We start from the raw sequence: 24,978 nt of genomic DNA on the forward strand, positions 1-24,978 counted from the left end.
CTCGACGAGAGGGACCCCTTCCTGCTGCGTCAGTCGTGGGCGATGGCACCCAGGACGTTGATCCGCGCGGCCCGGATCGCCGGCAGCACCGCGGCGACCACGCCGATGATCGCGGCCAGGATCAGGAACGTCACCATCTGACCCCACGGCAGGACCAGGTCGGTGATGCCCTCGTCCTTGAGCGCCTCGACCACCGCCGCGCCGAGACCCGTGCCGACCACCACGCCGAGCAGCGCGCCGAAGATGGAGATCACCACCGCCTCGACCGTGATCATGCGCATGGTCTGGGCACGGCGCAGGCCGATCGCCCGCAGCAGACCCAGCTCCCGGGTCCGCTCCAGCACCGACAGCGCGAGCGTGTTGATGATGCCCAGCACCGCGATCACGATGGCCAGCGCCAGCAGGATCTGGATCATCTGGAGCAGGGAGTCCAGCTGACCGGTCTGCTGCTCGATGAACCCGGCCCGGTCGGCCACCGACACCTCGGGGCTGTCCGCCAGCAGCCGCTCGATCTGCGGCTGCACCGCGTCCACCGACGTGCCGGGGGCGAGCTGCAGGAAACCCTGGATCGGCTGCGGGATGGCGAAGTCCGCAGCGGCCTGCGGCGGCAGCGTCACCGGGTTGGTCAGCTGCGAGCTCTCGTAGATGCCGCTGACCGTGTACGTGCGGGCGTCGCCGCGGGACAGCTGCACCGGCACCGTCGAACCGACGCTGAGGTTGCGTGCCTTCGCGGTGTCGGAGCTGACCAGCATCTGGTCCGGTGCCAGCTTGCTGATGTCACCGGCGGTGGCCTTCGCCCCGAAGATCTGCTGGAGCGCGGCCACGTTGCTCGACACGGCCACCCAGGTCCGCTCGCCGCCGACCACTGCCATGTCGCCGTACTCGCCGTCGACCATCCGCACACCCGGGATCGCGGCGGCCTTCTCCAGCACCGCCGGGTCGAAGCTCGCCGGACGCGGCCCGGACGACGCCCCGGAGATCACCAGCTCCGCCTTGATGGTGTCCTCGGCCAGCGCGCCGATGCTGCCCTTTGCCGAGTCCAGGATCACCGTCACGCCGGTGACCAGGGCGATGCCCACCATCAGCGCGGCGGCCGTGATCGCGGTACGGCGCGGGTTGCGGCCCGAGTTGAGCCGGCCCAGCTTGCCCGGCACCGACCAGGAGAACATCGCGCCGAGCAGCGAGACCACCGGCCGGCTGATGATCGGCGTCAGCAGCGCCACCCCGATGAACGCGAACAGCACGCCGCCGAGGATGGTCGCCAGGGTGCTGTCGCCGGCGTGCCCGCCGAGACCGAGGAACAGCAGCACCGCGCCGATGCCGGTCACCACGGCGCCACCGACGGTGACCTTCGTCAGCGGCCGGTCCGGCGTGGCCACGTCCTGCATCGCGGCGATCGGCGGGATGCGCGAGGCGCGTACCGCCGGCAGCAGCGCGGCGATCACCGTGATCAGCATGCCGACCGCGAACGCGCCGATCACCGCCGAGGCCGGCACGCCCAGCCCGGCCAGGGTCAGACCCCCGGCGAGCTGACCGAACAGGTACGCCAGCAGCGCGCCCACACCGATGCCGGCGGCGAGCCCCAGCACCGAGGCGATCAGGCCGACAGCGAGCGCCTCCAGCACCACCGAGCCGATGACCTGCTTGCCGCTGGCCCCGATCGCCCGCATCAGGGCCAGCTCACGGGTGCGCTGGGCCACGATGATCGAGAACGTGTTGAGGATCAGGAACGTGCCGACCAGCAGCGCCACCGCGGCGAACCCGAGGAGGATCTTGTTGAAGAACGACAGCCCCTCCTTGAGGCCGGCCGAGGCGTCGGCGGCGAGCTGCTCGCCGGTCTTGACCTGGTAGTCGGCGCCCAGCGTGCGGGCCACCGCGTCACGCAGCGCGGCCGGCGTGGTGCCGTCGGCGGCCTGGACGCTGACGTTGCTGAACACGTCCGGCTCGCCCAGCATCAGCTGCTGCGCCACCGGGGTGGTGAAGTAGACCTCGTTGGCGCCACCGATCGAGTCCCGGCCACCGCTGTAGCCGAAGACGCCGACGAGCGTGAACTCCTTCTTCGGGGCGAGCGTCAGCACCCCGACCCGGTCGCCGACCTTGACCTTGCCCGCCTCGGCCAGCGCGGTGTTGATCACGATCTCGTCGTCGGCCTGCGGCGCGCGGCCCTCGCGGATCTCCACCAGGTCGCTCTCACCGAGCCAGTTCTGGCCCAGCTGCGGCGGACCGAACGAGGTGACCACCTTGCCGTTGCTGCCGATCATGCGGGCGCCGTCGGCGGCCACCACGCCCTTGGCGTCGGCGACGCCGGGCACCGCCTTGATCCGGTCGAGCACCGATGCCGGCATCGGGGTGCTCAGCGGCATGCCCTCCGCGGTGGAGACGTCGATCTTCGGCTTCGCCTCGACGCTGACGTCGACCTCGGCGTACGCGTCGGCGAAGACCGCGTCGAAGGACCGCCCGAGCGTGTCGGTGAGCACGAACGCGCCGGAGACGAACATGACGCCGAGCACCACCGCCAGGCCGGACAACAGCAGGCGCAGCTTGCGCGCCAGCAGGCTCTTGAGCGTTGCCCGCAGCATCAGTTGCCCACCTCGACCGGGGCGTCCAGCTTCTTCATCGTGTCCAGCACCGTCTCGGCGGTCGGCTCGATCAGCTCCGAGACGATCTGCCCGTCGGCGAGGAAGACCACCCGGTCGGCGTACGCGGCGGCGGTCGGGTCGTGCGTGACCATGACGATGGTCTGGCCGTGCTCGCGGACCGAGTTGCGCAGGAACTTCAGCACCTCGGCGCCGGAGCGGGAGTCCAGGTTGCCGGTCGGCTCGTCCGCGAAGATCACCTCGGGGCGGGCCACGAGCGCCCTGGCGCACGCCACGCGCTGCTGCTGGCCGCCGGAGAGCTGCGCCGGGCGGTGCCCGAGCCGCTCCCGCAGGCCGACCGTGTCGATCACCGTGTCGTACCAGGCCGGGTCGGGCCTACGCCCGGCGATCGACAGGGGCAGCAGGATGTTCTCCTGCGCGGTGAGCGTGGGCAGCAGGTTGAACTGCTGGAAGATGAAGCCCACCTTGTCCCGGCGCAGCTTCGTCAGACCCGCGTCGTTGAGACCGGTCACCGTGGTGTCGCCGATCATCACGGTGCCCTTCGTCACCGTGTCCAGACCGGCGAGGCAGTGCATCAGTGTGGACTTCCCGGAGCCCGACGGCCCCATGATCGCGGTGAACCGGCCGCGTTCGAACTCGGCCGTCACGCCCCGCAGCGCGGCGACCTGCGCCTCGCCGCTGCCGTACACCTTCCACACATCGTTCGCCCGGGCCGCGGCCTGCTCTCGGCCTACCGTCGCGGTCACGTCATCTACCTCTTCCGTATGGTCGTTCTCATGCCGCACCGCCCCCGCTGGCCGGTGCGGCGGAATCCATCCTCGGGGCCGCGAGGCCGAAAACCCTCCGACCTGGGGTGGAATCCGCGCCGATCTTCCGGTGAGGGTCGCCCCCCATCCGGGCTCAGGGTGACCCCTGACCGGTCGGCGACGCCGACGTTAGGCCCTTACCTGGCGTGATGGTCAACACATCGGCCCCACCGCTGGTCACGGTAGGTGAGCCGTGCCACCTCAGCCGCCGGGACGGACCAGGCCCGTCTCGTACGCCAGCACGACCGCCTGGACCCGGTCGCGCAACCGTAGCTTCGTCAGCACATGGCCGACATGGGTTTTCACAGTCGTCTCGCTGACCGACAGCACCCGGGCGATCTCCGCGTTGGACAGTCCGCGCGCCATGTGGGTGAGCACCTCGCGCTCCCGGTCGGTCAGCGGCGCCAGCGCCCGCGCCGGAGCGGCGGCCGGGTCCGGCAGCACCTGGGCGAAGCGGTCCAGCAGCCGGCGCAGGACGCGCGGCGACATCACCGCGCCCCCGGCGGCCACCGTGCGGATCGCCGCGACGAGGTCCTCGGCCGGCACGTCCTTGGTGAGGAAGCCGCTCGCCCCGGCCCGCAGCGACCCGACGACGTGTTCGTCCTGCTCGAACGTGGTGAGCACGAGCACCCGCACCGGCAGCCGGGCCGACACGATCGCCCGGGTCGCGGCCACCCCGTCCAGGCGCGGCATCCGGACGTCCATCAGCACCACGTCGGGCAGCAGCCGCCGGGACAGGTCCACCGCCTCCGCGCCGTCGCCGGCCTCACCCACCACGTCGAGGTCGTCCTCCGCGCCGAGCACCATCCGGAATCCGGTACGCAGCAGCGGCTGGTCGTCGGCGAGCAGAACCCGCACCGGCCGGGACACGGCGCCCTCGGTCATGCGTCCCCCTCGTCGTCCGGGCGGCGGTCCGGCCGGGGCCCGTCGGCACCGGTACGCGCCCGCGAGCACCCCGGCGTGGAACCGGGCCGCCGCGAACCACCGTAGAGGGCGACGGCCGCTCGGTCGCCGATCAGGCCGCCCCGATCCCGCAGGTTGGCCGGGCTCCGCGCGCCCGGCCCGCGCGGGATCGCAAGCGCTCTGCGCGGGATGGTGGGCGGTCTGTGCGCCGGGGCCGCGCGGGATCGCGGGGCCCCACGGTGACCAGGCGCCGCATTAGTCCGAGGGTGACCCGGCACCCGATTCGCCCCGCGGTGACCTGACACGGGACTCGCCCGGCTCGGGGAGCGCCGCGCGCCGGCTCGGCGAGCCCGTCCCGGCCGGTGGTGCGCGCCCCGCACTGATGATCGACTCCACTTCGCCGAGGTGGCTGCATCCCACCCCCCATCGACCCCGCCACCTCCCCGAGGTGGCGCGTCCCGCCCCAGTCGACCCCGCCACCTCCCCGAAGTGGCCCGCATGCCCCCAGGCGGCGGGAAGCGGGCGGTCAGGCGGGGGTGGTTACCCAGCGGGAACGCGGGCGTCTTTGCGTGCCGGCCCTGCGCGGGATCGCTCGGCGATCCGGGGCCGTCCGGCCAGGCGTCAGCCCGGGCACCCTCCGGCGGGAGCGGAGGTCACTCGTCGGCGCCGGGCGCCACCGGTCGGGAGCGGGCGTCCACGAGCGGGTCGGGCGCGGCGGCGGCCACCGGGAACGGCGGCGGCGTCCCGCCGTAGCTCGGGCACAGCGCCTGGTGGTTGCACCAGTCGCACAGGCGGCTCGGCCGGGGACGGAAGTCCTGCCGGGCGGTGGCCTGCTCGATCGCCCGCCACAGCGCCACCACGGTGCGCTCGAAGCGCACCAGCTCGTCGGCGTCCGGCGCGTAGTCGCAGACCTCGGCGTCCTTGAGGTAGAGCAGGCGCAGCACCCGCGGCACCACGCCCCGGGTGCGCCACAGCACCAGGGCGTAGAACTTGAGCTGGAACAGCGCCCGCGCCTCGAACGCCTCGCGCGGCGCCCCGCCGGTCTTGTAGTCGACCACCCGCAGCGCGCCGTCCGGCGCGACGTCGAGCCGGTCGAGGTAACCCCGGATGAGCAGCTCGTCGTCCACCACCGCGGAGATCAGCGCCTCGCGCTCGGCGGGCTCCAGCCGGCGCGGGTCCTCCACCGCGAAGTAGCCGTCCAGCAGTGCCGTCGCCGACCGGAGGAACTCCTGCGGCCCGACCGCGTCGCCGTCGGCGAACAGCGTGGCCAGCTCCGGCTCCTCGGTGAGCAGCCGGTCCCACTGCGGGGCGACCAGGTCACCGGCCGACTCCGGGGTGCGCGCGGCGGCGGGCAGGTCGAACAGCCGCTCCAGCACGGCGTGCACGAGCGTGCCCCGGGCCTGCTCGACGGTCGGCCGCTCGGGCAGCCGGTCGATGCTGCGGAACCGGTAGAGCAGCGGGCAGGTCTTGAAGTCGGCCGCCCGCGACGGCGACAACGAGGCCCGCACGGTGACCGGCGCCGCTGCCGCCGTCTGGTCGCCGGGACTGTCGATCATCGGTTCCGCCGTCATGCCCGGAAGGTTAGGGCACGCGTGTGACAGGGCCGGCCTCGCCGCACCGAAGCATGATCGGGATCGTGGCGCCCTCGGTCGTCCACGGCTGCGGGGCTCGCCGAAGCTCAGCTCACGTAGCATCGGGCCGGTGCAGCAGCGGAGCCGAGGACCCCGCCGGCCGGGGCTCAGCCTCGGCCGGGTGCTCGGGGTGCCGCTGCGCGTTGACGCCTCGATGCTGCTGCTCACGGTCGTGGTCACCGTGCTGTACGCGGCGCTGGCCCGCCGCCAGCTCGACCTCGGCCCGCTCGGCGGCTACCTGGTCGGCCTCGGGTTCGTGATCTCGCTGCTCGGCTCCGTGCTGCTGCACGAGCTGGGGCACGCGCTGACCGCCCGCCGGTACGGCATCGGTGTGCGGGGGATCACGCTGGAACTGCTCGGCGGGTACACCGAGATGGACCGCGACGCCCCCAGCCCTCGGGTCGAGCTGCTGATCTCGCTGGCCGGGCCGGCCGTCTCCGCGGTGCTCGGCGCCGGCGCGGTCGCCGCCACCCTCGCCCTGCCCGCCGGCACGCTCGGCCACCAGCTCGCCTTCCAGCTCGCGGTCAGCAACGTGGTGGTGGCGATCTTCAACAGCCTGCCCGGGCTGCCGCTGGACGGCGGGCGGGCGCTGCGCGCCGCCGTGTGGGCGCTCACCCGCGACCGGCACCGCGGCACCGAGGTGGCCGGCTGGGTGGGCCGGGCCGTCGCGCTGGGCACGCTGGCGCTGGTCGTGGTGCTCACCATGCGCCGGGCGCTGGCCCCGCTGGCCCTGCCGCTGCTGCTGCTCGTCGCGCTGACGCTGTGGCGCGGCGCCGGCCAGTCGATCCGGCTGGCCCGCATCGGCCGCCGGCTGCACCTGGTCGACCTGGCCCGCCTGGCCCGCCCGGTGCTACCGGTGCCCGCCGGCACCCCGCTGGCCGAGGCGCAGCGCCGCCGCGACGAGGCGGGCACCCCCGACGCGGCGCTCGGCGTGGCCGACTCGGCCGGCCGTACCGTCGCCCTGGTCGACCCGGCGCGCGCCGCCCGCGTACCCCCGGAACGCAGGCCGTGGGTCGCGGTGGACGAGGTGGCCCGCGACCTGGCCGCCGTGCCGGCCCTGCCGCTCGGTGCCGACGGCGAGCGAGTGCTGGAGACGGTGCGCACCCACCCGGGCGCGCAGTACGTCGTGACGGCAGGCGAAGATGTGGTCGGCGTGCTGCACATCGCGGATCTCGCCCAGCTCCTGGAACCCGAACGGAAGACGAACACGTGACCGCAGAGATCTCCACCGTCCCGGCGTTGCCCCCGGTGCACCGCGGGCCGTTCCGGCCCGGCGACCGGGTCCAGCTGACCGACCCGAAGGGCCGGATGCACACCGTGACGCTGGAGCCCGGCAAGGAGTTCCACACCCACCGCGGGATCCTCAAGCACGACACCCTGATTGGCCTGCCCGACGGCAGCGTGGTCACCACCGCCGGCGGCGGCACCGCGTTCCTGGCGCTGCGGCCGCTGCTGTCGGACTACGTGCTGTCCATGCCGCGCGGCGCCCAGGTGATCTACCCGAAGGACTCGGCGCAGATCGTCGCGATGGGCGACGTCTTCCCCGGCGCCAAGGTGCTGGAGGCCGGCGCCGGATCCGGCGCGCTGTCCTGCTCGTTGCTGCGGGCCGTCGGCACCGAGGGCGAGCTGCACTCGTTCGAGGTCCGCGACGACTTCGCCCAGATCGCCCGCCGCAACGTCGAGGCGTTCTTCAACGGCCCGCACCCGGCCTGGAACCTGCACGTCGGCGACGTCGCCGACTGCGCCGAGACCGGGTTCGACCGGATCATCCTGGACATGCTCACCCCGTGGGAGATGCTCGACATGGTCGAGCGGGCGCTCGTGCCCGGCGGCGTGCTGATCGGCTACGTGGCCACCACCCCGCAGCTGTCCGAGCTGGTCGAGGCGCTGCGCGAGCGCGGCGGCTGGACCGAGCCGCGCGCCTGGGAGTCGCTCGTGCGCGACTGGCACGCCGAAGGGCTCGCGGTCCGTCCGGACCACCGGATGATCGCCCACACCGCGTTCCTGGTGTCCGCGCGCAAGCTCGCCCCCGGGGTCACCGCGCCGCCGCGCCGGCGCAAGCCCAGCAAGGGCGCCGAGGCGTACGCGCAGCGTCGCGACGCCCTGCGCGCGGCCGCCGCGGCCCGCGCGGCGGAGGAGCCGCAGGAGTCCTGACCCCCGCCGCGCGGGCGCGTGCGCACGGGCGGATCATGTGTGCCGGTGGGGACGACACCTGAGCGGGTGGAGACGGTGGCATGAGCGAGCGGATCGGGGCGCGCGTCGGGCGGCGCGCCCGTGCCGGTGACCGGAACCGATGGCGGCGCCGCGGCGCGGGTCGGCGGGAGGCGGCGTGAGCAACCCCGGCTACGGCAACGGCGACCTGCCGGCCGTCTTCCCGGACTGGTCGCCCTACACCGACCTGGAGTCGGCCGCGCGGGCGTACCTGCGGGACCCGGACATCGCGCTGGAGGCGCTCGACGGCGTGCTGCGCGGCGCCTCCGTGCTCGGCTTCACGCTGGAACGCTTCGTCAACGAGGTGAACGGGGTGTGGCAGGAGGTCGTCGTCTGCGACGGCAGCCGGCTGGTGCTCTGGCACGGCGAGGACGTGCCGCCGGGGGAGGGGCCGCCCGGCGCGATGACCTCCTCGCTGCGGGTGGTGCCGCTGTCCACCGTCACCGAGGTCGGCTGCCGGCGGCGGCTCATGCGCGCCGACAACGGCACCGTACGCGTCGACAGCATCGACGTGTACCTGCTGCTCAGCTCGCTGGACGAGGCACCGCCCACCGACGAGGCGATCGGCGCGCCCCGGCACGACGCGCTGCGCTTCGGCAAGACCCTGGACGACGGCGGGGCCGGGCAGATCGCCCGGCTGGAGGAGTTCGCCCGGCTGGTCGCCTCGGTGGTCGGCCGGCCCCTGCTCTGAGGCGGACGCACGACGGGCCGGGGACGTGTGGTCCCCGGCCCGTCGTGTCCGTCTCCGCTCAGTCGTCGGCCTCCGGGCCGGCCACCTCCACGCCGTCGCTGCCGCGCACCACGTGGATGCACTCGCCCGGGCACTCCTTCGCCGAGTCGATCACCTCGAGGCGCAGGTGCTCCGGCACGTCCACCCGGGCGCCGGGGGCCTGCCGCAGTTCGCCGTCCGGGCCCTTGACGTACGCCAGGCCGTCGACGTCGAACTCGAAGACCTCCGGCGCGTACTGCACGCAGAGCCCGTCACCGGTGCAGAGGTCCTGATCCACCCAGACCTGCAACTGGTCGGTCGCGACGTCGGTCACGAAGCACCCCCCATGTTCTCCCGTCCCACACTCCGACGGTACCTGAACGCCCGTACCCGCCCCGCGACCAGCCCTTCGCGATCAAGCTTCGGTGACGAGCGCGTTGCTGTGGACCGAATCGGGCTCATAGCGGCTAGTGTTAGGTCAGAACGTTCAAGCCCCCCGGGGAGGTGGGACGTGGCACGCAGCGACGACGCGGACTCGCGCGCCGCACGGTGGGAAAAGGAAGCCCACGATCTCTCCACGCAGGTCGCGTTCCTGCAAGAGGAACTCGCTCTGGTGCGGCGCAAGTTGACCGAAAGCCCCCGACACGTCCGGCAGCTCGAAGAGCGGCTGGCGGCCACCCAGGCACAGTTGGCGCGGCTGACCGAGAACAACGAACGGCTCGTGAGCACCCTCAAGGAGGCTCGCGCGCAGATCGTGACGCTCAAGGAGGAGATCGACCGTCTCGCTCAGCCGCCGAGTGGCTACGGCGTCTTCCTGGCCAAGCACGACGACGGCACGGTGGACGTGTTCACCGGCGGGCGCAAGCTCCGGGTGGCCGTCTCGCCCTCGCTGGAGGTCGACGAGCTGCGCCGTGGCCAGGAGGTCCTGCTCAACGACGCGCTCAACATCGTCGACGCGTTCGGCTACGAGCGGGTCGGCGAGGTGGTGATGCTCAAGGAGATCCTGGCGGGCCCCGAGGGCGCTCCGGGTGACCGGGCGCTCGTGGTCTCGCACTCCGACGAGGAGCGCATCGTGCACCTCGCCGAGACCCTGATCGGCAGCGCGATCCGGGCCGGCGACTCGCTCATGATCGAGCCCCGCTCGGCGTACGCGTACGAGCGGATCCCGAAGAGCGAGGTCGAGGAACTGGTCCTGGAGGAGGTGCCCGACGTCAACTACGAGGACATCGGTGGCCTCCAGGCGCAGATCGAGCAGATCCGCGACGCGGTGGAACTGCCCTTCCTGCACTCCGACCTGTTCCGCGAGCACCAGCTCCGGCCGCCGAAGGGCATCCTGCTCTACGGCCCGCCCGGCTGCGGCAAGACGCTCATCGCCAAGGCGGTGGCGAACTCGCTGGCCAAGAAGATCGCCGAGCGGGAGGGCAAGGAGCGGCACACCAGCTTCTTCCTCAACATCAAAGGCCCCGAGCTGCTGAACAAGTACGTCGGCGAGACCGAGCGGCACATCCGGCTGATCTTCCAGCGGGCGCGGGAGAAGGCCGGCGAGGGCACCCCGGTCATCGTGTTCTTCGACGAGATGGACTCCGTGTTCCGCACCCGCGGCTCCGGCGTCTCCTCCGACGTGGAGAACACCATCGTCCCGCAGCTGCTCAGCGAGATCGACGGCGTCGAGGGCCTGGAGAACGTCATCGTCATCGGCGCCTCCAACCGGGAAGACATGATCGACCCGGCGATCCTGCGCCCCGGCCGGCTCGACGTGAAGATCAAAATCGAGCGGCCGGACGCCGAGGCGGCGAAGGACATCTTCTCCAAGTACATCCTCGCCGGCCTGCCGCTGCACGCCGACGACCTGGCCGAGCACGGCGGCGACGCCCAGGCCACCGTCGCGGCGATGATCGACGCGGTGGTCCTGCGGATGTACTCCGAGACCGAGGAGAACCGCTTCCTCGAGGTCACCTACGCCAACGGCGACAAGGAAGTCCTCTACTTCAAGGACTTCAACTCCGGCGCGATGATCCAGAACATCGTCGACCGGGGCAAGAAGATGGCCATCAAGGAGTTCCTCACCTCCGGCCGCAAGGGTCTGCGGCTGCAGCACCTGCTCGACGCCTGCGTCGACGAGTTCCGCGAGAACGAGGACCTGCCCAACACCACCAACCCCGACGACTGGGCGCGCATCTCCGGCAAGAAGGGCGAGCGGATCGTCTACATCCGCACGCTCGTCTCCGGCGGCAAGGGCGCCGAGGCCGGACGGTCCATCGAGACCGCCAGCAACACCGGCCAGTACCTGTAGTCCGACCCCCTCGACGAAGGCCCGTGGCGTACGCGCCACGGGCCTTCGCGCGTACCGGGGGAGGCCGCCACACCGGACCGGCGCTGCCGCCACGCCCCCTCGGCGCGTCACGCCGACTACGCTCGACGTGACGGGGACCGGGACGGCGAGCGGAGCGGGCAGGTCGATGAGCGTTAGACGGATCATGGGCACCGAGGTCGAGTACGGCATCTCCGTGCCCGGTCAGGCCGGAGCCAACCCGATGGTCACCTCCTCCCAGGTGGTCAACGCCTACGGGGCGCGGCCGGAACTCAACCGGGGCGGCCGGGCCCGCTGGGACTACGAGGAGGAGTCGCCACTGCGCGACGCCCGCGGCTTCACCTACTCCGGCGCCGCGTACGACCCGGCCGAGGCGCTCGCCGACGAGGACCTCGGACTCGCCAACGTCATACTCACCAACGGCGCCCGCCTCTACGTCGACCACGCGCACCCGGAGTACTCCACACCCGAGGTGACCAACCCCCTCGACGTGGTGCGGTGGGACAAGGCGGGGGAGCGGGTGATGGCCGAGGCGGCCCGCCGGGCCGCGACCATCCCGGGCACCCACCCGATCCACCTCTACAAGAACAACACCGACAACAAGGGCGCCAGCTACGGCGCGCACGAGAACTATCTGATGCGCCGGCAGACGCCGTTCGCCGACATCGTCGCGTACCTGACGCCGTTCTTCGTCACCCGGCAGATCGTCTGCGGCGCCGGGCGGGTCGGCATCGGCCAGGACGGCGGCCAGGCGGGTTTCCAGATCTCCCAGCGGGCCGACTTCTTCGAGGTCGAGGTGGGACTGGAGACGACGCTCAAGCGGCCCATCATCAACACCCGGGACGAGCCGCACGCCGACGCGGACAAGTACCGCCGGCTGCACGTCATCATCGGCGACGCCAACCTCTCCGAGATCTCCACGTTCCTGAAGGTCGGCACCACCTCGCTGATCCTCGCCATGATCGAGGAGAAGGCGCTCGGCGCGGACCTGGGCATCGCCGACCCGGTGGCCGAACTGCGCGCGGTCAGCCACGACCCGTCGCTCAAGCACCTGATGCGGATGCGCGACGGCCGCAAGCTCACCGCGCTGGACGTGCAGTGGGCGTACCTGGAGCGGGTGACCTCCTTCGTGGACGACCGCTACGGCAAGGATGTCGACACGCAGACCGCCGACGTGCTGCGCCGCTGGGAGAGCGTGCTGGACCGGCTCGGCCGGGACGCCCTCGAGTGCGCCGACGAACTGGACTGGGTGGCCAAGCTGCGGCTGCTGGAGGGCTACCGGGAACGGGAGAAGCTCGCCTGGGGCTCGCACAAGCTGCAACTGGTCGACCTGCAGTACTCCGACGTGCGGCCGGAGAAGGGCCTCTATCACCGGCTGGTGCAGCGCGGCTCGATGAAGACGCTGCTCACCGACGAGCAGACGCGCACCGCGATGACCGAGCCGCCGGAGGACACCCGGGCCTACTTCCGGGGCCGCTGCCTGGACCGGTACGCCTCCGAGGTGGTCGCCGCGAGCTGGGACTCGGTCATCTTCGACGTGGGCCGGGAGTCGCTGGTCCGGGTGCCGATGATGGAGCCCGAGCGGGGCACCCGCGCGCACGTCGGCGAGCTGTTCGACCGCTGCGAGAGCGCCAAGGATCTGCTGGAGACGCTCACCGGCGGGTGACCCCGATGCCGGAAGGCCCGCCGGGTGCCGGAAACGGGCACGCGACGGGCCTTTCGTCGCTCCCGCGAGGTAAGTTGATCGCAGGCGATCGTGGAGGAGGCACCACCATGGCGACGCAAGAGGGTGGGCAGACCCAGTCCGGCAAGTCCCGCGAGGAGGTCGAGGAGGTCACCGCGCAGGCCAACCCCGAGGTGGCCGAGCGGCACGCCGAGATCACCGAGGACGTGGACGACCTGCTCGACGAGATCGACTCCGTCCTGGAGGAGAACGCCGAGGAGTTCGTTCGGGGATATGTGCAAAAGGGCGGCCAGTGAGGCATATGTCCGTTTCGCCCGCCGGGGCGAAGGGCATGCCGTCAACCGCCGGCACCACGATGATCGCACCGGACGGGTGCGCGGGATAATTTGCTTCAACTGCAACGGTGGTCTTGGCCGGTCCCGGGCCGTGGGGCCGGCCGGGGCGATCACGTACCTGAGAGGAACCACGTGGCAGCGGGTTTTGATCCATCCGGGCGTCTTCCAGATGTGTTCACCAACGCGGGGACGTCCTCCTTCACAGCGTTCCTGAGCAAGGTGGCCCCCGAGATGCTGCCCGGCCGTCGGCCGCTGCCGCCCGGCATGGCCGCCGACATGGCGCCGCACGCGACCACCATCGTGGCCATCTCGGCCGCCGGTGGTGTGGTCATGGCCGGCGACCGGCGCGCCACGATGGGCAACCTGATCGCCCAGCGCGACATCGAGAAGGTGCACCCGGCCGACGCGTACTCGCTCGTCGGCATCGCGGGCACCGCCGGCATCGGCATCGAGCTGATGCGACTGTTCCAGGTGGAGCTGGAGCACTACGAGAAGATCGAGGGCGCGATGCTCTCGCTCGACGGCAAGGCCAACCGGCTGGCGTCGATGATCCGCGGCAACCTGGGCGCGGCCATGCAGGGCCTCGCCGTGATCCCGCTGTTCGCCGGCTTCGACCTGGCGGCGAGCGACCCGGCGCGGGCCGGGCGGATCTTCAGCTTCGACGTGACCGGCGGCCCGTACGAGGAGACCGGTTACGACGCCATCGGCTCCGGTTCGCTGTTCGCCAAGTCCGCGCTGAAGAAGCGGTTCCGGGCCGGCCTGTCGGTCGAGGACGCGACGCGGCTGGCGGTCGAGGCGCTCTACGACGCGGCGGACGACGACACCGCCACCGGCGGCCCCGATCTGACCCGGCGGATCTACCCGGTCGTGATGACCGCTACCGCCGAGGGCACCCACCGGCTCACCGACGCCGAGACGGCGGCGATCGCGGAGAGCGTGGTGTCCGGCCGGATGGAGAACCCCGGCGGCTGATGCCGCCCCGCACCGTCCACCGAGTCAGCAGTCCCGCAGAAGGAGAACCGCCGCCGTGGCCATGCAGTTCTACGCCTCGCCCGAGCAGATCATGCGCGACCGCTCCGAGCTGGCCCGCAAGGGCATCGCCCGGGGCCGCAGCGCGGTGGTCCTGAGCTACGCGGGCGGGGTGCTCTTCGTCGCCGAGAACCTGTCCAGCACGCTGCACAAGGTCAGCGAGATCTACGACCGGATCGGCTTCGCCGCCGTCGGCCGGTACAACGAGTTCGAGAACCTGCGCCGCGCGGGTGTGCGGATGGCCGACCTCAACGGGCTCAGCTACGACCGCCGGGACGTGACCGGCCTGGCGCTGGCGAACGCGTACGCGCAGACGCTGGGCGCGATCTTCACCGAGCAGTCGAAGCCGTTCGAGGTGGAGATCTGCGTGGCCGAGGTGGGCGCCGCCGCCGAGGACGACTCCCTCTACCGGGTGACCTACGACGGCTCGGTGAACGACGAGCCGGGCCGGATGGCGATGGGTGGCCAGGCCGAGGCGATCACCGGGGTGCTGAAGAACGAGCACCGGCCGGAGATGTCGCTGTCCGAGGCGGTCCGCGCCGCCATGAAGGCGCTGAGCAGCGTCGGCGGTGAGGGCGGGGCGGCCCGCACGATCGCGGCGAACCAGCTGGAGGTGGCGGTCCTGGACCGGCGCCGGGTGGGGCGTACGTTCCGGCGGATCACCGGCGCGGCGCTGACCGCGTTGCTGGACGGCGAGGCCGAGGGGGACGTCGCCCCGGCGCCGGGCCGGGCGAAGACGCCGGCGGCGCCGACGGAGGAGGCGAAGAAGCCGACCACGTCGGCGGGTTCGGCCGATCTGGAGGGCAACGCGGAGGACAAGCCCGCCGAGTGAGATCCACGCTCGCGGACCCCGCCACCTCGCCGAGGTGGCGGGGTCTTTCGTGTACGGAGCCCGCCACCTCCCTGATCCGGTGGGGGAGATCGCAAGCGGCGAGCGTCGGCGCTGCCCATCGGAGGCTCCGGGCGGCTAGTGTCTCATCATGGAGCGGCGAATCTTCGGCCTCGAAACCGAGTACGGCGTCACCTGCACCTATCGCGGGCAACGCCGACTGTCCCCCGACGAGGTCGCGCGGTACCTGTTCCGGCGGGTGGTGTCGTGGGGCCGGTCGAGCAACGTGTTCCTCCGCAACGGCGCCCGCCTCTATCTGGACGTCGGTTCGCACCCGGAGTACGCGACTCCGGAGTGCGACTCGGTGACCGACCTGGTGGCGCACGACCGGGCCGGTGAGCGGATCCTGGAGGGTCTGCTCGTCGACGCGGAGAAGCGGCTGCACGACGAGGGCATCGCGGGCGAGATCTACCTGTTCAAGAACAACACCGACTCGGCCGGGAACTCGTACGGCTGCCACGAGAACTACCTGGTGTCCCGGCACGGCGAGTTCGGCCGGCTCGCCGACGTGCTCATCCCGTTCCTGGTCACCCGGCAGTTGATCTGCGGTGCGGGCAAGGTGCTGCAGACGCCGCGCGGCGCGGTCTACTGCCTGTCCCAGCGGGCCGAGCACATCTGGGAGGGCGTCTCGTCGGCGACCACCCGCAGCCGGCCGATCATCAACACCCGCGACGAGCCGCACGCGGACGCGGAGCGCTACCGCCGGCTGCACGTGATCGTCGGTGACTCGAACATGAACGAGGTCACCACGCTGCTGAAGGTCGGCACGGCCGACATCGTGCTGCGGATGATCGAGGCCGGCGTGGTGATGCGTGACCTGACGCTGGAGAACCCGATCCGGGCCATTCGCGAGGTGTCGCACGACATCACCGGCCGGCGCAAGGTGCGGCTGGCCTCCGGCAAGGAGGTCTCGGCGCTGGAGATCCAGCAGGAATACCTGGCCAAGGCGACGGAGTTCGTGGAGCGCCGGGGCGGCGACCAGACCGCGAAGCGGGTGGTCGACCTGTGGGGCCGGGTGCTGCGCGCGGTCGAGACCGGCGACCTGGACCCGGTGGCCCGCGAGATCGACTGGGTCACCAAGCTGAAGCTGATCGAGCGTTACCAGCGCAAGCACGACCTGCCGCTGTCGCACCCGCGGGTGGCGCAGATGGACCTGGCCTACCACGACCTGCGGCGCGGGCGCGGCCTGTACGGGCTGCTGGAGCGCCGCCGCGAGGTGGACCGGGTGGCGACCGACCCGGAGATCTTCGAGGCGAAGGAGACGCCGCCGCAGACGACCCGGGCGCGGCTGCGCGGCGAGTTCATCCGTCACGCCCAGGAGAAGCGGCGCGACTTCACCGTGGACTGGGTGCACCTGAAGCTGAACGACCAGGCGCAGCGCACGGTGCTGTGCAAGGACCCGTTCCGGGCCTACGACGAGCGGGTGGAACGGCTGATCGCCAGCATGTGATCGTGCGGGCAGCCGGTGCCCGGCACCGGCCGCCCGTCCACGGGTACGCTGGCGTCGCGATGAACACTTCCGAATCCGCCGGTGGGTCCGGCCGCGAGACGTCCTCGGACCGTGACGGCACCGAGAAGCTCAACTGGATCGACCGCCGGCGGGAGAAGATCCGCGCCGAGATCGAACGCAACAGGCGCGGCGACTACACGGTGCCGACGTGGGTGCTGGCGGTGGCGCTGGTGCTGATCGTGGGCGCCTGGCTCGGGCTGATCCTCTTCCTCGGCTGAGCGCCGAGCCGGTCAGGTCAGCAGGCCCGCCGCGTACCGGCCGGCGGCGGCCGCGGCCAGGAAGTAGGCGTGGTCGGCGTCCAGGCCCCGGCCCATCGTGGACAGGCCTACCGGACCGGCCCGCAGTGCCGCGTCGAGGCCGTCGGTGGGCACGGTGACGATCCGGTGCCGGTCGGCCAGCGGCGTCAGCGCCGCGGCGACCTCCGCGGCCAGGCCGGGGTCGAGACCATCCGGCACGACCAGCTCCGCGGGGGCCAGCGCGACCCGGCCGTACGCGGTCAGGCTGTGGTGGGAGACGCCACGGTGCCGGGGCCGGGCGTCGGCGTCGGAGATGCGCAGCGAGCCGACCGGGCGCCCGCCCAGCGTGGCGATCGCGTTCACCGCCTCGCCGACGGCGACGCCGGAGAAGCCCCAGCGGGTGCCGGTGCCGAGGTTGCCCGGCCCCTGGGCGACGATCGTCAGGTCCGCGTCGAGCACGTGCCGCGCGGCGAGCAGACCGCTGTGCAGCGTGCTCGCCTCCAGGTCGCCGCCGAACGCCTGCCCCACGCTCACCGTGCCCACGAGGTGCCCGGACAGCCCGGCCAGCGTGCGGGAGAACCAGGCCGGCAGCGCCCCGCCGTCGGTCAGCACGTACGCGACCCGGGCGTCGGGCGCGTCGGCGCGTACCCCGGCCAGGATCGCCGGCAGCGCGGAGTGCAGGTCGGCGGCGACCACCGGCATGCCGTCGACGGTGTCGGCGGCGGCGAGCCGGTCGTGGTGCGGTGAGGCCTCCTCGTCCACGCCGAGCAGGATCGGTTGCAGCGGCGTGTAGCGGGCCTTGACCAGGTGCCCGGCGTCGCGGCTGTCGCCGGCCTGCGGCGGGTCCGGGGGCAGCCGGTCGGGCAGCGCCACGACCAGCGCGTAGCCGCCGGTGCCGAGGCCCATCAGCAGCGCGCCTGCGTTGAGCAGCACCCGGTCGCCGGGTTCCGGCTCGCCGACCAGGGCCGGGTAGGCCAGGGCGCGCATCCTGGTGCCGTCGGGCAGGTCGACGTCGAGTTCGACGGCGCCGGTCCACCGTCGCCGTACCGTCGTGACCGTGCCGGACCGCCATCGCACCATGCGGTGCACGGTATCGGCCGCCACCGGGACGGGCGCCGGGCGGGTCAGGCGTCCGGGTCGTCGACCGGGCGGCCCGTCTCGTCCTGAGTGGTGCGGGCGGGCCGGCCGGCGGCGCGGGACCGGGTGGGGTCGAGGAAGACGTACGCGATCTCCGGGAAGTGCCCGGTGAGCCGGCGTTCGGCCTCGTCGGCGGCGGCCTCGATGTCGGCGCCGGTGGCGTCGTCGCGGAAGTCGACCTTGGCGGCGACGAGGATGTCGTCCGGGCCGAGGAACATGGTCATCAGCGTGTCGACCCGGTCCACCGTCGGCACGTCGGCCAGTTCCCCTTCGATGCGCCGGTGCAGCCGGTTCGACACCGAGCGGCCCACGAGCAGCGAGATGTTGCTGCGGGCCAGGACGGCGGCGACCACCAGCAGCAGTACGCCGATGAGGATCGAGGCGATGCCGTCGTACAGCTCGTCGCCGGTCAGGTGCGACAGGGTGAGCCCGCCGGCGGCGATCAGCAGGCCGATCAGCGCGGCGCTGTCCTCCAGGAAGACGGCCTTGACGGTGGTGTCGGCGGTCAGGCGCAGGTAGCGGCGCGGGGTGGTGCCCCAGCGGCGGGACTCGCCGCGCACCTGCCGGACCGCCCGGGCCAGCGACACCGACTCGATCGCGAAGGAGACCGCCAGCACCACGTACGCGACGAGGTATTCGCCGCTGTGCTCGTGCACCAGGATGGTGGTCACGCCGTGCGTGATGGCGAAGCCCGCCCCGGCGACGAAGGTGAACAGCGCGGCGAGGAACGCCCAGACGTAGCTCTCCTTGCCGTACCCGAAGGGGTGCCGGGTGTCGGCGGGCCGCGCGCCGCGGCGCAGCGCCAGGTAGAGCAGCACCTCGGTGGTGGTGTCGGCGAGCGAGTGGGCGGCCTCGGAGAGCATCGCCGCGGAACCAGAGATCAGGCCCGCGACCAGCTTCGCGACCGCGATGGCGAGGTTCGCCGCGCCGGCCACCACGACGGTGCCCACGCTGTCGCTCTTGACCTCCGGTTCCGCCATGCGATCACCCTATGACCGGTCGATGCCCGCCGCCGGATGGGAAGACCCCCGCGCCGCGCCGCGCGGGTGCCCGCGCCCGACGTGCGGGCTGCTAGCGTTTGGGCCGTGTCCCGGACCCGTACCGAACGCCTGGTCAACCTGGTGATCTGCCTGCTGTCGACGCGACGCTTCCTGACCGCCGCGCAGATCGCCGCGACCGTGCCCGGCTACGAGCACGACCCGGACGACGCCAAGGACCACGAGGCGTTCCAGCGCAAGTTCGAGCGCGACAAGGCCGAGCTGCGTGAGCTGGGCGTGCCGCTGGAGACCGGCACGGCGAGCGTCTTCGACGCCGAGCCGGGCTACCGGATCGCGCCGCGCGCGTACGCGTTGCCCGACATCCCGCTCGAACCGGACGAGGCCGCCGCCGTGGGCATCGCCGCCCGGCTGTGGCAGCACGCCGGGCTGGCCGCCGCCGCGTCGTCGGGGCTGGCGAAGCTGCGCGCCGCCGGCATCGACGTCGACCCGCAGGCCACGCTGGGCCTGGAGCCGATGGTCACCGTCGACCCGGCGTTCGCGCCGCTCACCGCCGCCGCGCGGGACCGCCGCGAGGTCAGCTTCGACTACCGGGTGCCGGACCGCGACGCGCCCACCCGCCGCCGCGTGCAGCCGTGGGGCGTGGTCTGCTGGCGCGGCCGGTGGTACGTGGTCGGCCACGACCTGGACCGCGCGGCGACCCGCTGCTTCCGGCTGTCCCGGGTGGTCGGCACGGTGCGGGCGACAGGTGAGCCGGGCGCCTACGAGCCGCCCGCCGGGGTCGACCTGATCAGCCACGTGGCCCGCTGGTCCGGGCCGGTGGAGCGCACCGGCCGGGCCACCGTGCTGGCCACGCCGGGCCGCGCCGCCGGGCTGCGCCGCTGGGCGGTGGAGTGCCAGGCCGGTCCGGACGGCGACCGGCTGGTGCTGCCGTACGCCGACGCCGACTACCTGGCCGGTCAGATCGTCGGGTACGGCCCGGACGTCCGCGTGCTGGAGCCACCGGAGGTACGGGAGGCGGTCATCCAGCGCCTCAAGGAGGTCGCCGCCCGCCATGACGAGCTGGCCGTGACCGGGGGTGCCCGGTGACCCGCCCGGCGGCCCGCGCGGGCCGTGCCTCCGCCGACCGGCTGGCCCGGCTGCTCAACCTGGTGCCCTACCTGCTGGCCCGCCCCGGCATCGAGATCGCCGAGGCGGCGCACGACCTCGGCGTGACCGAGAAGCAGCTCCGGGAGGACCTGGAACTGCTCTGGGTGTGCGGGCTGCCCGGCTACGGCCCCGGTGACCTGATCGACATGGCGTTCGACGGCGACCGGGTGACGATCACCTACGACGCCGGCATCGACCGGCCGCTGCGGCTCACCCCGGACGAGGCACTGGCCCTGGTGGTGGCGCTGCGGATGATCGCCGAGACGCCGGGCGTGGCAAACCGGGAGGCGGTCGAGCGGGCACTCGCCAAGATCGAGAACGCCGCCGGTGACCTGGCCGGCGCGCCGGTCGAGGTCCGCCTGCCCGGCGACAGCGCCCGGGTACGCGAGTTGCGCGCCGCCGTCGAACGCGGCCGGGCGCTGCGGATCACCTACTACACGGCGGCCCGGGACGAGACCACCGAACGCACCATCGACCCGCTGCGGATGCTGATGGTCGGCGGCCGGGCGTACGTGGAGGCGTGGTGCCGCCGCGCCGAGGCGGTGCGGCTGTTCCGGGCGGATCGCATCGACGCGGTGACCGAGCTGCCGGAGCAGGCGGTCGTGCCGCCGCAGGCCCGCCCGCACGATCTCAGCGACGGCGTGTTCCGCCCGTCGGCCGACCTGCCCCTGATCACGCTGCGGATCGGCCGGGGCGAGCGGTGGATCACCGAATACTATCCGTGCGAGCGGGTCGAGGCCGACGGCGAGCAGTGGGTGGTGTCGCTGCGCGTCACCGACCTCGGGTGGGCCCGGCGGTTCGTGCTCGGGCTCGGCCCGGAGGTCACAGTGGTGGCCCCGGCCGAGCTGGCCGAGCAGGTACGCGCCCAGGCCGTGGCCGCGCTCGACGCGTACGCCACTCCGGCCGGCAGCGCCGACCCGGCGGCCGCCGGCGTCACCCGATAGGCTGACCGCCGTGGTGACGTGGATCGTGCTCGGGGTCGTGGTGTTCGCGCTGGTCGTACTGGCCCTGGCGATCCGTCCGGTGGTGAGCCGCCTTCCGGGGCTGCGCCGTTCCGCGCTGGCGTTGCAGCGCCGGGCGGGCGAGGCGGAGTCGCTGCGGTCGGCCGCCGAGCAGTTGCAGGCGCGGGCCGAGTCGCTCCAGGAGCGGGCGGCGCTCGCGCAGGAGCGGATCACGTTGATCAAGGCCAAGCGCGGCGACTGATCGACGACTGTGGGCCCGGTGAGCGCCGTTTGCGCGTTGCCGGCCGGTTACGCGCAGGAATGCGCGGACCTGGACGGTTGACGGGACACTTCGGGTTGGTCGAAACTTCACCGATCGGGCCCGCAGCAGCAGGCCCGCGGGGGTGGCAAGCCGCTGCGACACACGTACGATGGGCGACGACCCACCCCTCACCGACACAGAGCGACTGGAGCTTCCCATGGGTGCCCTCAAGCCGTGGCACATCGCCGTACTCGTGGTCGTGCTGATCCTGCTGTTCGGCGCGAAGCGGCTCCCCGACGCGGCCCGCTCGCTGGGCCGCTCGCTGCGGATCATCAAGGCCGAGACCAAGAGCCTGCACGACGACGACCGCGATCTCGCCGAGAAGGCCGACGCGCAGGCCGGCTACCAGCCGCTCACGCCGCAGCAGCCGGTGCAGGGGCAGCCGTACGTCCAGGGCCAGCAGCAGTACGCCCAGCAGCCGTACGCGCCGCAGCCGCAGCAGCCCGTGGCCCCGCCGGCCGACCCGGTGCAGCGCGTCCGCGAGAACTGATCCGAGAGGGCCTCAATCACCGTGGCCTTCGGGTTGAAGAAGCGCGGCCCGAGCAACTTCGCGCGGGCCGCCGACGGCTCGATGACGCTCATCGAGCACATCCGGGAGCTGCGTAACCGGCTGTTCCGGGCGTCGCTGGCGATCCTGGTCGGCTTCGGCTTCGGCATCTGGCTGGCCACGCCGGTCCGGGTGTTGCTGTCGAAGCCCTACTGCGACCTGCCGCAGTCGATCGATCCGGAAACCGGCAAGTGCCTGTTCGTGCAGCTCGGCGTCGCCGACGTCTTCCTGCTGAACCTCAAGATCGGTCTCTGGGTGGGCCTGATCATCGCGGCGCCGGTCTGGCTCTACCAGCTCTGGGCGTTCATCGCGCCCGGTCTGCACCGGCACGAGCGGCGGTACGCGTACGTCTTTACCGCCCTGGCGGCCCCGCTGTTCGCGGCCGGCGCGGTGCTGGCGTTCTTCGTCACCACCAAGGGGCTGGAGTTCCTGCTCAACGTCTCCGGCGACGACATCACGACCAACCTCGAGGTGACCCGCTACATCTCGTTCGTCACGAACCTGATCCTGCTGTTTGGGGTGGCGTTCGAGTTCCCGTTGATCGTGCTGATGCTCAACTTCGTCGGCCTGGCCAGCGCCAAGCGGCTGCTGAGCTGGTGGCGGGTGGCGGTGTTCGTGTTCTTCGCGTTCGCCGCTGTGGTCACGCCGACGCCCGACCCGTTCGGCATGACCGCGCTGGCGATCTGCCTCTGCGCGCTCTACTTCGCCGCGGTGGGGGTGGCGTTCCTCAACGACAGGCGGCGCGGTCGCGGGCGTGAGGCCTACGCCGGCATCGCCGACGACGAGGTGTCACCGCTGGACCTGTCGGACGAGCCGGTGCCCGCCGGTGGCCGGATCGAGGCGTCCGAGCCGATCGGCGCGCCCGAGCCGATCGTCGCCCCGAAGCCGATCGAGCGCCGCTACGACGACATGACCTGACCGACCCCGCTCACCGCCGGACGCCGTCCCCACCTTCACGGGGACGGCGTCCGCGTTTCCGAGGCAGCCCCTCCGAGCCCCCGGCCCAACCCCACCCCACCCCACCCACCCCACCCCACGTCGATCTTGGACTTTGCGCCCCTCCAGTGCCCGATATCCACCCTTTGCCTGGGCCGAAAGTGCAAGATCGCCGGGGCGGGGCGGGGCGGGGCGGGGCGGGGCGGGGCGGGGCGGGGCGGGGCGGGGCGGGGCGGGGCGGGGCGGGGCGGGTCAGGTGAGGCGGCGGGCTGCTGTGGGGTGGGGTGGGGGGACGGCGTCGGGGTGCAGGATGGCGGCTATCGTCTCGGCGCCGTCGACCAGGCGCGGGCCGGCGCGCACGATCAGCCCGTCCGCGTCCAGCGCCCACACCCGCGCGTCCGGGAAGTGACCGGCCACCGCGGCGGCCTGCTCGGCCGCACCGTCGAGGCGGAACCCGCACGGCGCCACCAGCACCACCTCCGGGCGGGCGGCCCGCAGCGCCGCCCAGGTGGTAGGCGTGGACCGGGCGCCACGATGGGTGGCGACCGGCTCGCCGCCGGCGACGTCGACCAGGTCGGGGATCCAGTGCCCGGCGCCGAACGGCGGGTCCACCCACTCGACCACCGCGACCCGTGGCCGGGGCCGGCCCGCCACCGCCGCGCGGACCGCCGCGAGCCGGGCCCGCAGACCGTCGACGAGGGCCTCCGCGCGATCCGGCACCCGGGCCGCCGCGCCGACCGCGCGGATCGACTCCAGCACGTCGTCAAGGGTGTACGGGTCGAGCGACAGCACGTCGGCCCGGCATCCCAGGTGCTCCACGGCGTCGGCGACCCGGCCCGAGGGCAGCGCGCAGACGCGGCACAGGTCCTGGGTGAGGATGAGGTCCGGGTCCAGCCCGGCCAGCGCCCCGGCGTGCAGCGTGTAGAGGTCCGCGCCGGCCGCCACCTGCGCCCGGACGTACGCGTCGATGTCGCCGGGACTCATGCCCCGCGTGTCCCGGCCGCCGACGACCACTGTGGTGCCCGACCGGTACGACGCGGGCACCTCGCACTCGAACGTGACGCCGACCAGGTCGTCGCCGAGGCCGAGCGCGTACACGATCTCGGTGGCGGAGGGGAGCAGGGAGACCAGCCGCATGCCCGCCATCATGCCCCGCGCGCCGGCCGCCGCGTCCCGGGGCCGGTCCGGTGCGGACATCGGGTCGCCCTCGGGCCTTGCCGGGACGCCGTACCCGCTTAGACTCTGCTGACTCCGCCGAGCCCCCCGGGCGGTGTGCCGGGGTGCGTCGGCGCCCCGTTCCGGTCAGCCCGTCTGACCTGCGCTCCGGAGAACCCGATGAAGAGCCGTACCGCCGCCGTCCTGACCGTCCTCTGCGCGGCCACCGCGCTCACCGCCTGCGGTGACGACGAGCCCGCGCCGAAGGGCCAGCAGGTGCCGGTGACCGCCACCGACACCAGTTGCGAGGTCACCACCACGCTGTTCACCCCGGGCACCGTCACCTTCACCGTGACCAACCGGGGTCAGCAGGCCACCGGGGTCTACGTCTACGGCCGGGAGGGCGACGCCTTCACCAAGGTGATCGCCGAGGTCGCGGACGTGCCGGCGGGCCGCACCGGTGACCTGCGCGCGTCGTTGCAGACCGGCACGTACGAGGTGGCCTGCAAGCCGGGCCGGCAGGGCGACGGCGTGCGTACGAAGATCACCGTGTCGGACGACGGCAACCTGGCCAGCGCCGCAGCCGAGGTGGCCTACGACCGTTCGGTGACGATCGAGCTGACCGACGACGCGATGACCGGTGTGGACGCCCTGATCGCGGAGCCGGGCGAGAAGCTCGCGTTCAAGGTGACGAACAAGACCGCCGGGGCGCGGACGCTGTACGTGCTCAACCCCGACGGCAAGCGGGTCGCCGAGATGAAGGCCGAGGCAAACGGCACCGCCGAGACGGTGGTGACGCTTGGCGCGGCGGGGGACTGGTCGCTGAAGGTCAAGGGCGACGGCGTGCCGTCGGTGAGCAAGCGGCTGGTGGTGCGCTGACGCGGCCGCGAAAACCGTCGATCCGGGTGCATCCACCGGGCAGGGCCGGGGCGAAGCAATGGTCGT

Annotated in this window: 25 protein-coding genes; 17 read left to right on the forward strand and 8 right to left on the reverse strand. The window is 72.7% G+C overall.

Annotated elements, in window-relative coordinates; translation table 11 throughout:
* Positions 1-29 precede the first annotated feature (29 nt).
* The 4 genes from CLT75_RS06515 to CLT75_RS06530 all read right to left on the reverse strand — a co-directional run bounded on the left by CLT75_RS06515 (position 30) and on the right by CLT75_RS06530 (position 5,877).
* Positions 30-2,579, reverse strand: coding sequence for an ABC transporter permease (locus CLT75_RS06515; protein ID WP_135239951.1), 2,550 nt, complete (start codon positions 2,577-2,579; stop codon positions 30-32).
* Positions 2,579-3,343 carry an ABC transporter ATP-binding protein gene (locus tag CLT75_RS06520; protein WP_135239952.1) on the reverse strand — a complete coding sequence of 255 codons (765 nt, stop codon included), beginning with the start codon at positions 3,341-3,343 and terminating at the stop codon, positions 2,579-2,581. The genes CLT75_RS06515 and CLT75_RS06520 overlap by 1 nt, the downstream gene beginning before the upstream one ends.
* A 261-nt stretch (positions 3,344-3,604) precedes the next feature.
* Positions 3,605-4,288: a response regulator gene (locus tag CLT75_RS06525; protein ID WP_135239953.1), complete on the reverse strand. Its 684-nt coding sequence runs from the start codon at positions 4,286-4,288 to the stop codon at positions 3,605-3,607.
* 671 nt (positions 4,289-4,959) lie between these two features.
* Complete coding sequence (locus tag CLT75_RS06530; RefSeq protein WP_135239954.1) at positions 4,960-5,877, reverse strand: RecB family exonuclease; 918 nt, start codon at positions 5,875-5,877, stop codon at positions 4,960-4,962.
* Positions 5,878-6,091: 214 nt separating this feature from the next.
* Between CLT75_RS06530 and CLT75_RS06535 the strand changes: the two genes are divergently transcribed.
* The 3 genes from CLT75_RS06535 to CLT75_RS06545 all read left to right on the forward strand — a co-directional run bounded on the left by CLT75_RS06535 (position 6,092) and on the right by CLT75_RS06545 (position 8,839).
* The gene (locus CLT75_RS06535) at positions 6,092-7,150 is read left to right on the forward strand and encodes a M50 family metallopeptidase (RefSeq protein WP_228532420.1); all 1,059 of its coding nucleotides are present in this window, start codon (positions 6,092-6,094) and stop codon (positions 7,148-7,150) included.
* Positions 7,147-8,091, forward strand: a complete 945-nt coding sequence (locus CLT75_RS06540; protein ID WP_135239956.1) for a tRNA (adenine-N1)-methyltransferase — start codon at positions 7,147-7,149, stop codon at positions 8,089-8,091. The genes CLT75_RS06535 and CLT75_RS06540 overlap by 4 nt, the downstream gene beginning before the upstream one ends.
* Before the next feature lie 175 nt (positions 8,092-8,266).
* A complete protein-coding gene (locus CLT75_RS06545) occupies positions 8,267-8,839 on the forward strand; it encodes a hypothetical protein (RefSeq protein WP_135239957.1) in 573 nt (190 codons plus the stop codon).
* A gap of 58 nt (positions 8,840-8,897) precedes the next feature.
* Here the strand turns inward: CLT75_RS06545 and CLT75_RS06550 are convergent, their stop codons facing one another.
* Positions 8,898-9,191: a ferredoxin gene (locus CLT75_RS06550; RefSeq protein ID WP_043324386.1), complete on the reverse strand. Its 294-nt coding sequence runs from the start codon at positions 9,189-9,191 to the stop codon at positions 8,898-8,900.
* A gap of 177 nt (positions 9,192-9,368) precedes the next feature.
* Here CLT75_RS06550 and arc point away from each other — a divergent pair, with 177 nt between their 5' ends.
* The 8 genes from arc (at position 9,369) to CLT75_RS06590 (ending at position 16,833) form a co-directional block, all read left to right on the forward strand.
* On the forward strand, positions 9,369-11,150 hold the full coding sequence (arc, locus tag CLT75_RS06555; protein WP_018784497.1) for a proteasome ATPase: 1,782 nt from the start codon (positions 9,369-9,371) through the stop codon (positions 11,148-11,150).
* Positions 11,151-11,316: 166 nt separating this feature from the next.
* Positions 11,317-12,834, forward strand: coding sequence for a depupylase/deamidase Dop (gene dop / locus CLT75_RS06560; RefSeq protein WP_135239958.1), 1,518 nt, complete (start codon positions 11,317-11,319; stop codon positions 12,832-12,834).
* 107 nt (positions 12,835-12,941) lie between these two features.
* Positions 12,942-13,148: a ubiquitin-like protein Pup gene (locus CLT75_RS06565; RefSeq protein WP_135239959.1), complete on the forward strand. Its 207-nt coding sequence runs from the start codon at positions 12,942-12,944 to the stop codon at positions 13,146-13,148.
* Complete coding sequence (locus CLT75_RS06570) at positions 13,126-13,401, forward strand: endonuclease domain-containing protein (RefSeq protein ID WP_209310280.1); 276 nt, start codon at positions 13,126-13,128, stop codon at positions 13,399-13,401. The genes CLT75_RS06565 and CLT75_RS06570 overlap by 23 nt, the downstream gene beginning before the upstream one ends.
* A complete protein-coding gene (gene prcB, locus CLT75_RS06575; protein ID WP_181726645.1) occupies positions 13,320-14,159 on the forward strand; it encodes a proteasome subunit beta in 840 nt (279 codons plus the stop codon). Before CLT75_RS06570 ends, prcB begins: the two co-directional genes overlap by 82 nt.
* Before the next feature lie 55 nt (positions 14,160-14,214).
* Positions 14,215-15,048, forward strand: coding sequence for a proteasome subunit alpha (prcA, locus tag CLT75_RS06580; RefSeq protein WP_135239960.1), 834 nt, complete (start codon positions 14,215-14,217; stop codon positions 15,046-15,048).
* A 148-nt stretch (positions 15,049-15,196) separates the two neighbouring features.
* Positions 15,197-16,555 carry a Pup--protein ligase gene (gene pafA / locus CLT75_RS06585; protein WP_013286109.1) on the forward strand — a complete coding sequence of 453 codons (1,359 nt, stop codon included), beginning with the start codon at positions 15,197-15,199 and terminating at the stop codon, positions 16,553-16,555.
* Between the two features lie 59 nt (positions 16,556-16,614).
* A complete protein-coding gene (locus CLT75_RS06590; RefSeq protein ID WP_135239961.1) occupies positions 16,615-16,833 on the forward strand; it encodes a hypothetical protein in 219 nt (72 codons plus the stop codon).
* 12 nt (positions 16,834-16,845) lie between these two features.
* Here CLT75_RS06590 and CLT75_RS06595 read toward each other — a convergent pair whose 3' ends face one another.
* Together CLT75_RS06595 and CLT75_RS06600 are read right to left on the reverse strand one after the other, a co-directional pair.
* The gene (locus CLT75_RS06595) at positions 16,846-17,931 is read right to left on the reverse strand and encodes a DUF3866 family protein (RefSeq protein WP_135239962.1); all 1,086 of its coding nucleotides are present in this window, start codon (positions 17,929-17,931) and stop codon (positions 16,846-16,848) included.
* Between the two features lie 44 nt (positions 17,932-17,975).
* Positions 17,976-18,968 (reverse strand): cation diffusion facilitator family transporter, encoded by a 993-nt coding sequence (locus CLT75_RS06600; protein WP_135239963.1) that lies wholly within the window; start codon positions 18,966-18,968, stop codon positions 17,976-17,978.
* 105 nt (positions 18,969-19,073) lie between these two features.
* On the opposite strand from CLT75_RS06600, the gene CLT75_RS06605 reads away from it, so the two are divergent.
* The 5 genes from CLT75_RS06605 (at position 19,074) to tatC (ending at position 22,860) form a co-directional block, all read left to right on the forward strand.
* Complete coding sequence (locus CLT75_RS06605; RefSeq protein ID WP_013286115.1) at positions 19,074-20,072, forward strand: helix-turn-helix transcriptional regulator; 999 nt, start codon at positions 19,074-19,076, stop codon at positions 20,070-20,072.
* Positions 20,069-21,076 carry a helix-turn-helix transcriptional regulator gene (locus CLT75_RS06610; protein WP_135239964.1) on the forward strand — a complete coding sequence of 336 codons (1,008 nt, stop codon included), beginning with the start codon at positions 20,069-20,071 and terminating at the stop codon, positions 21,074-21,076. The genes CLT75_RS06605 and CLT75_RS06610 overlap by 4 nt, the downstream gene beginning before the upstream one ends.
* A 10-nt stretch (positions 21,077-21,086) precedes the next feature.
* Entirely contained in the window at positions 21,087-21,335 is a 249-nt protein-coding gene (locus tag CLT75_RS06615; protein ID WP_135239965.1) for a hypothetical protein, read from the forward strand.
* Between the two features lie 217 nt (positions 21,336-21,552).
* On the forward strand, positions 21,553-21,885 hold the full coding sequence (tatA, locus tag CLT75_RS06620; protein WP_135239966.1) for a Sec-independent protein translocase subunit TatA: 333 nt from the start codon (positions 21,553-21,555) through the stop codon (positions 21,883-21,885).
* 21 nt (positions 21,886-21,906) lie between these two features.
* On the forward strand, positions 21,907-22,860 hold the full coding sequence (tatC, locus tag CLT75_RS06625) for a twin-arginine translocase subunit TatC (protein ID WP_135239967.1): 954 nt from the start codon (positions 21,907-21,909) through the stop codon (positions 22,858-22,860).
* 270 nt (positions 22,861-23,130) lie between these two features.
* Here tatC and CLT75_RS06630 read toward each other — a convergent pair whose 3' ends face one another.
* Positions 23,131-24,075, reverse strand: coding sequence for a TroA family protein (locus tag CLT75_RS06630; RefSeq protein WP_486485074.1), 945 nt, complete (start codon positions 24,073-24,075; stop codon positions 23,131-23,133).
* Between the two features lie 138 nt (positions 24,076-24,213).
* Here CLT75_RS06630 and CLT75_RS06635 point away from each other — a divergent pair, with 138 nt between their 5' ends.
* On the forward strand, positions 24,214-24,912 hold the full coding sequence (locus CLT75_RS06635; protein ID WP_064446096.1) for a hypothetical protein: 699 nt from the start codon (positions 24,214-24,216) through the stop codon (positions 24,910-24,912).
* Positions 24,913-24,978: the final 66 nt, after the last annotated feature.

This window comes from Micromonospora sp. CNZ285, assembly GCF_004637285.1.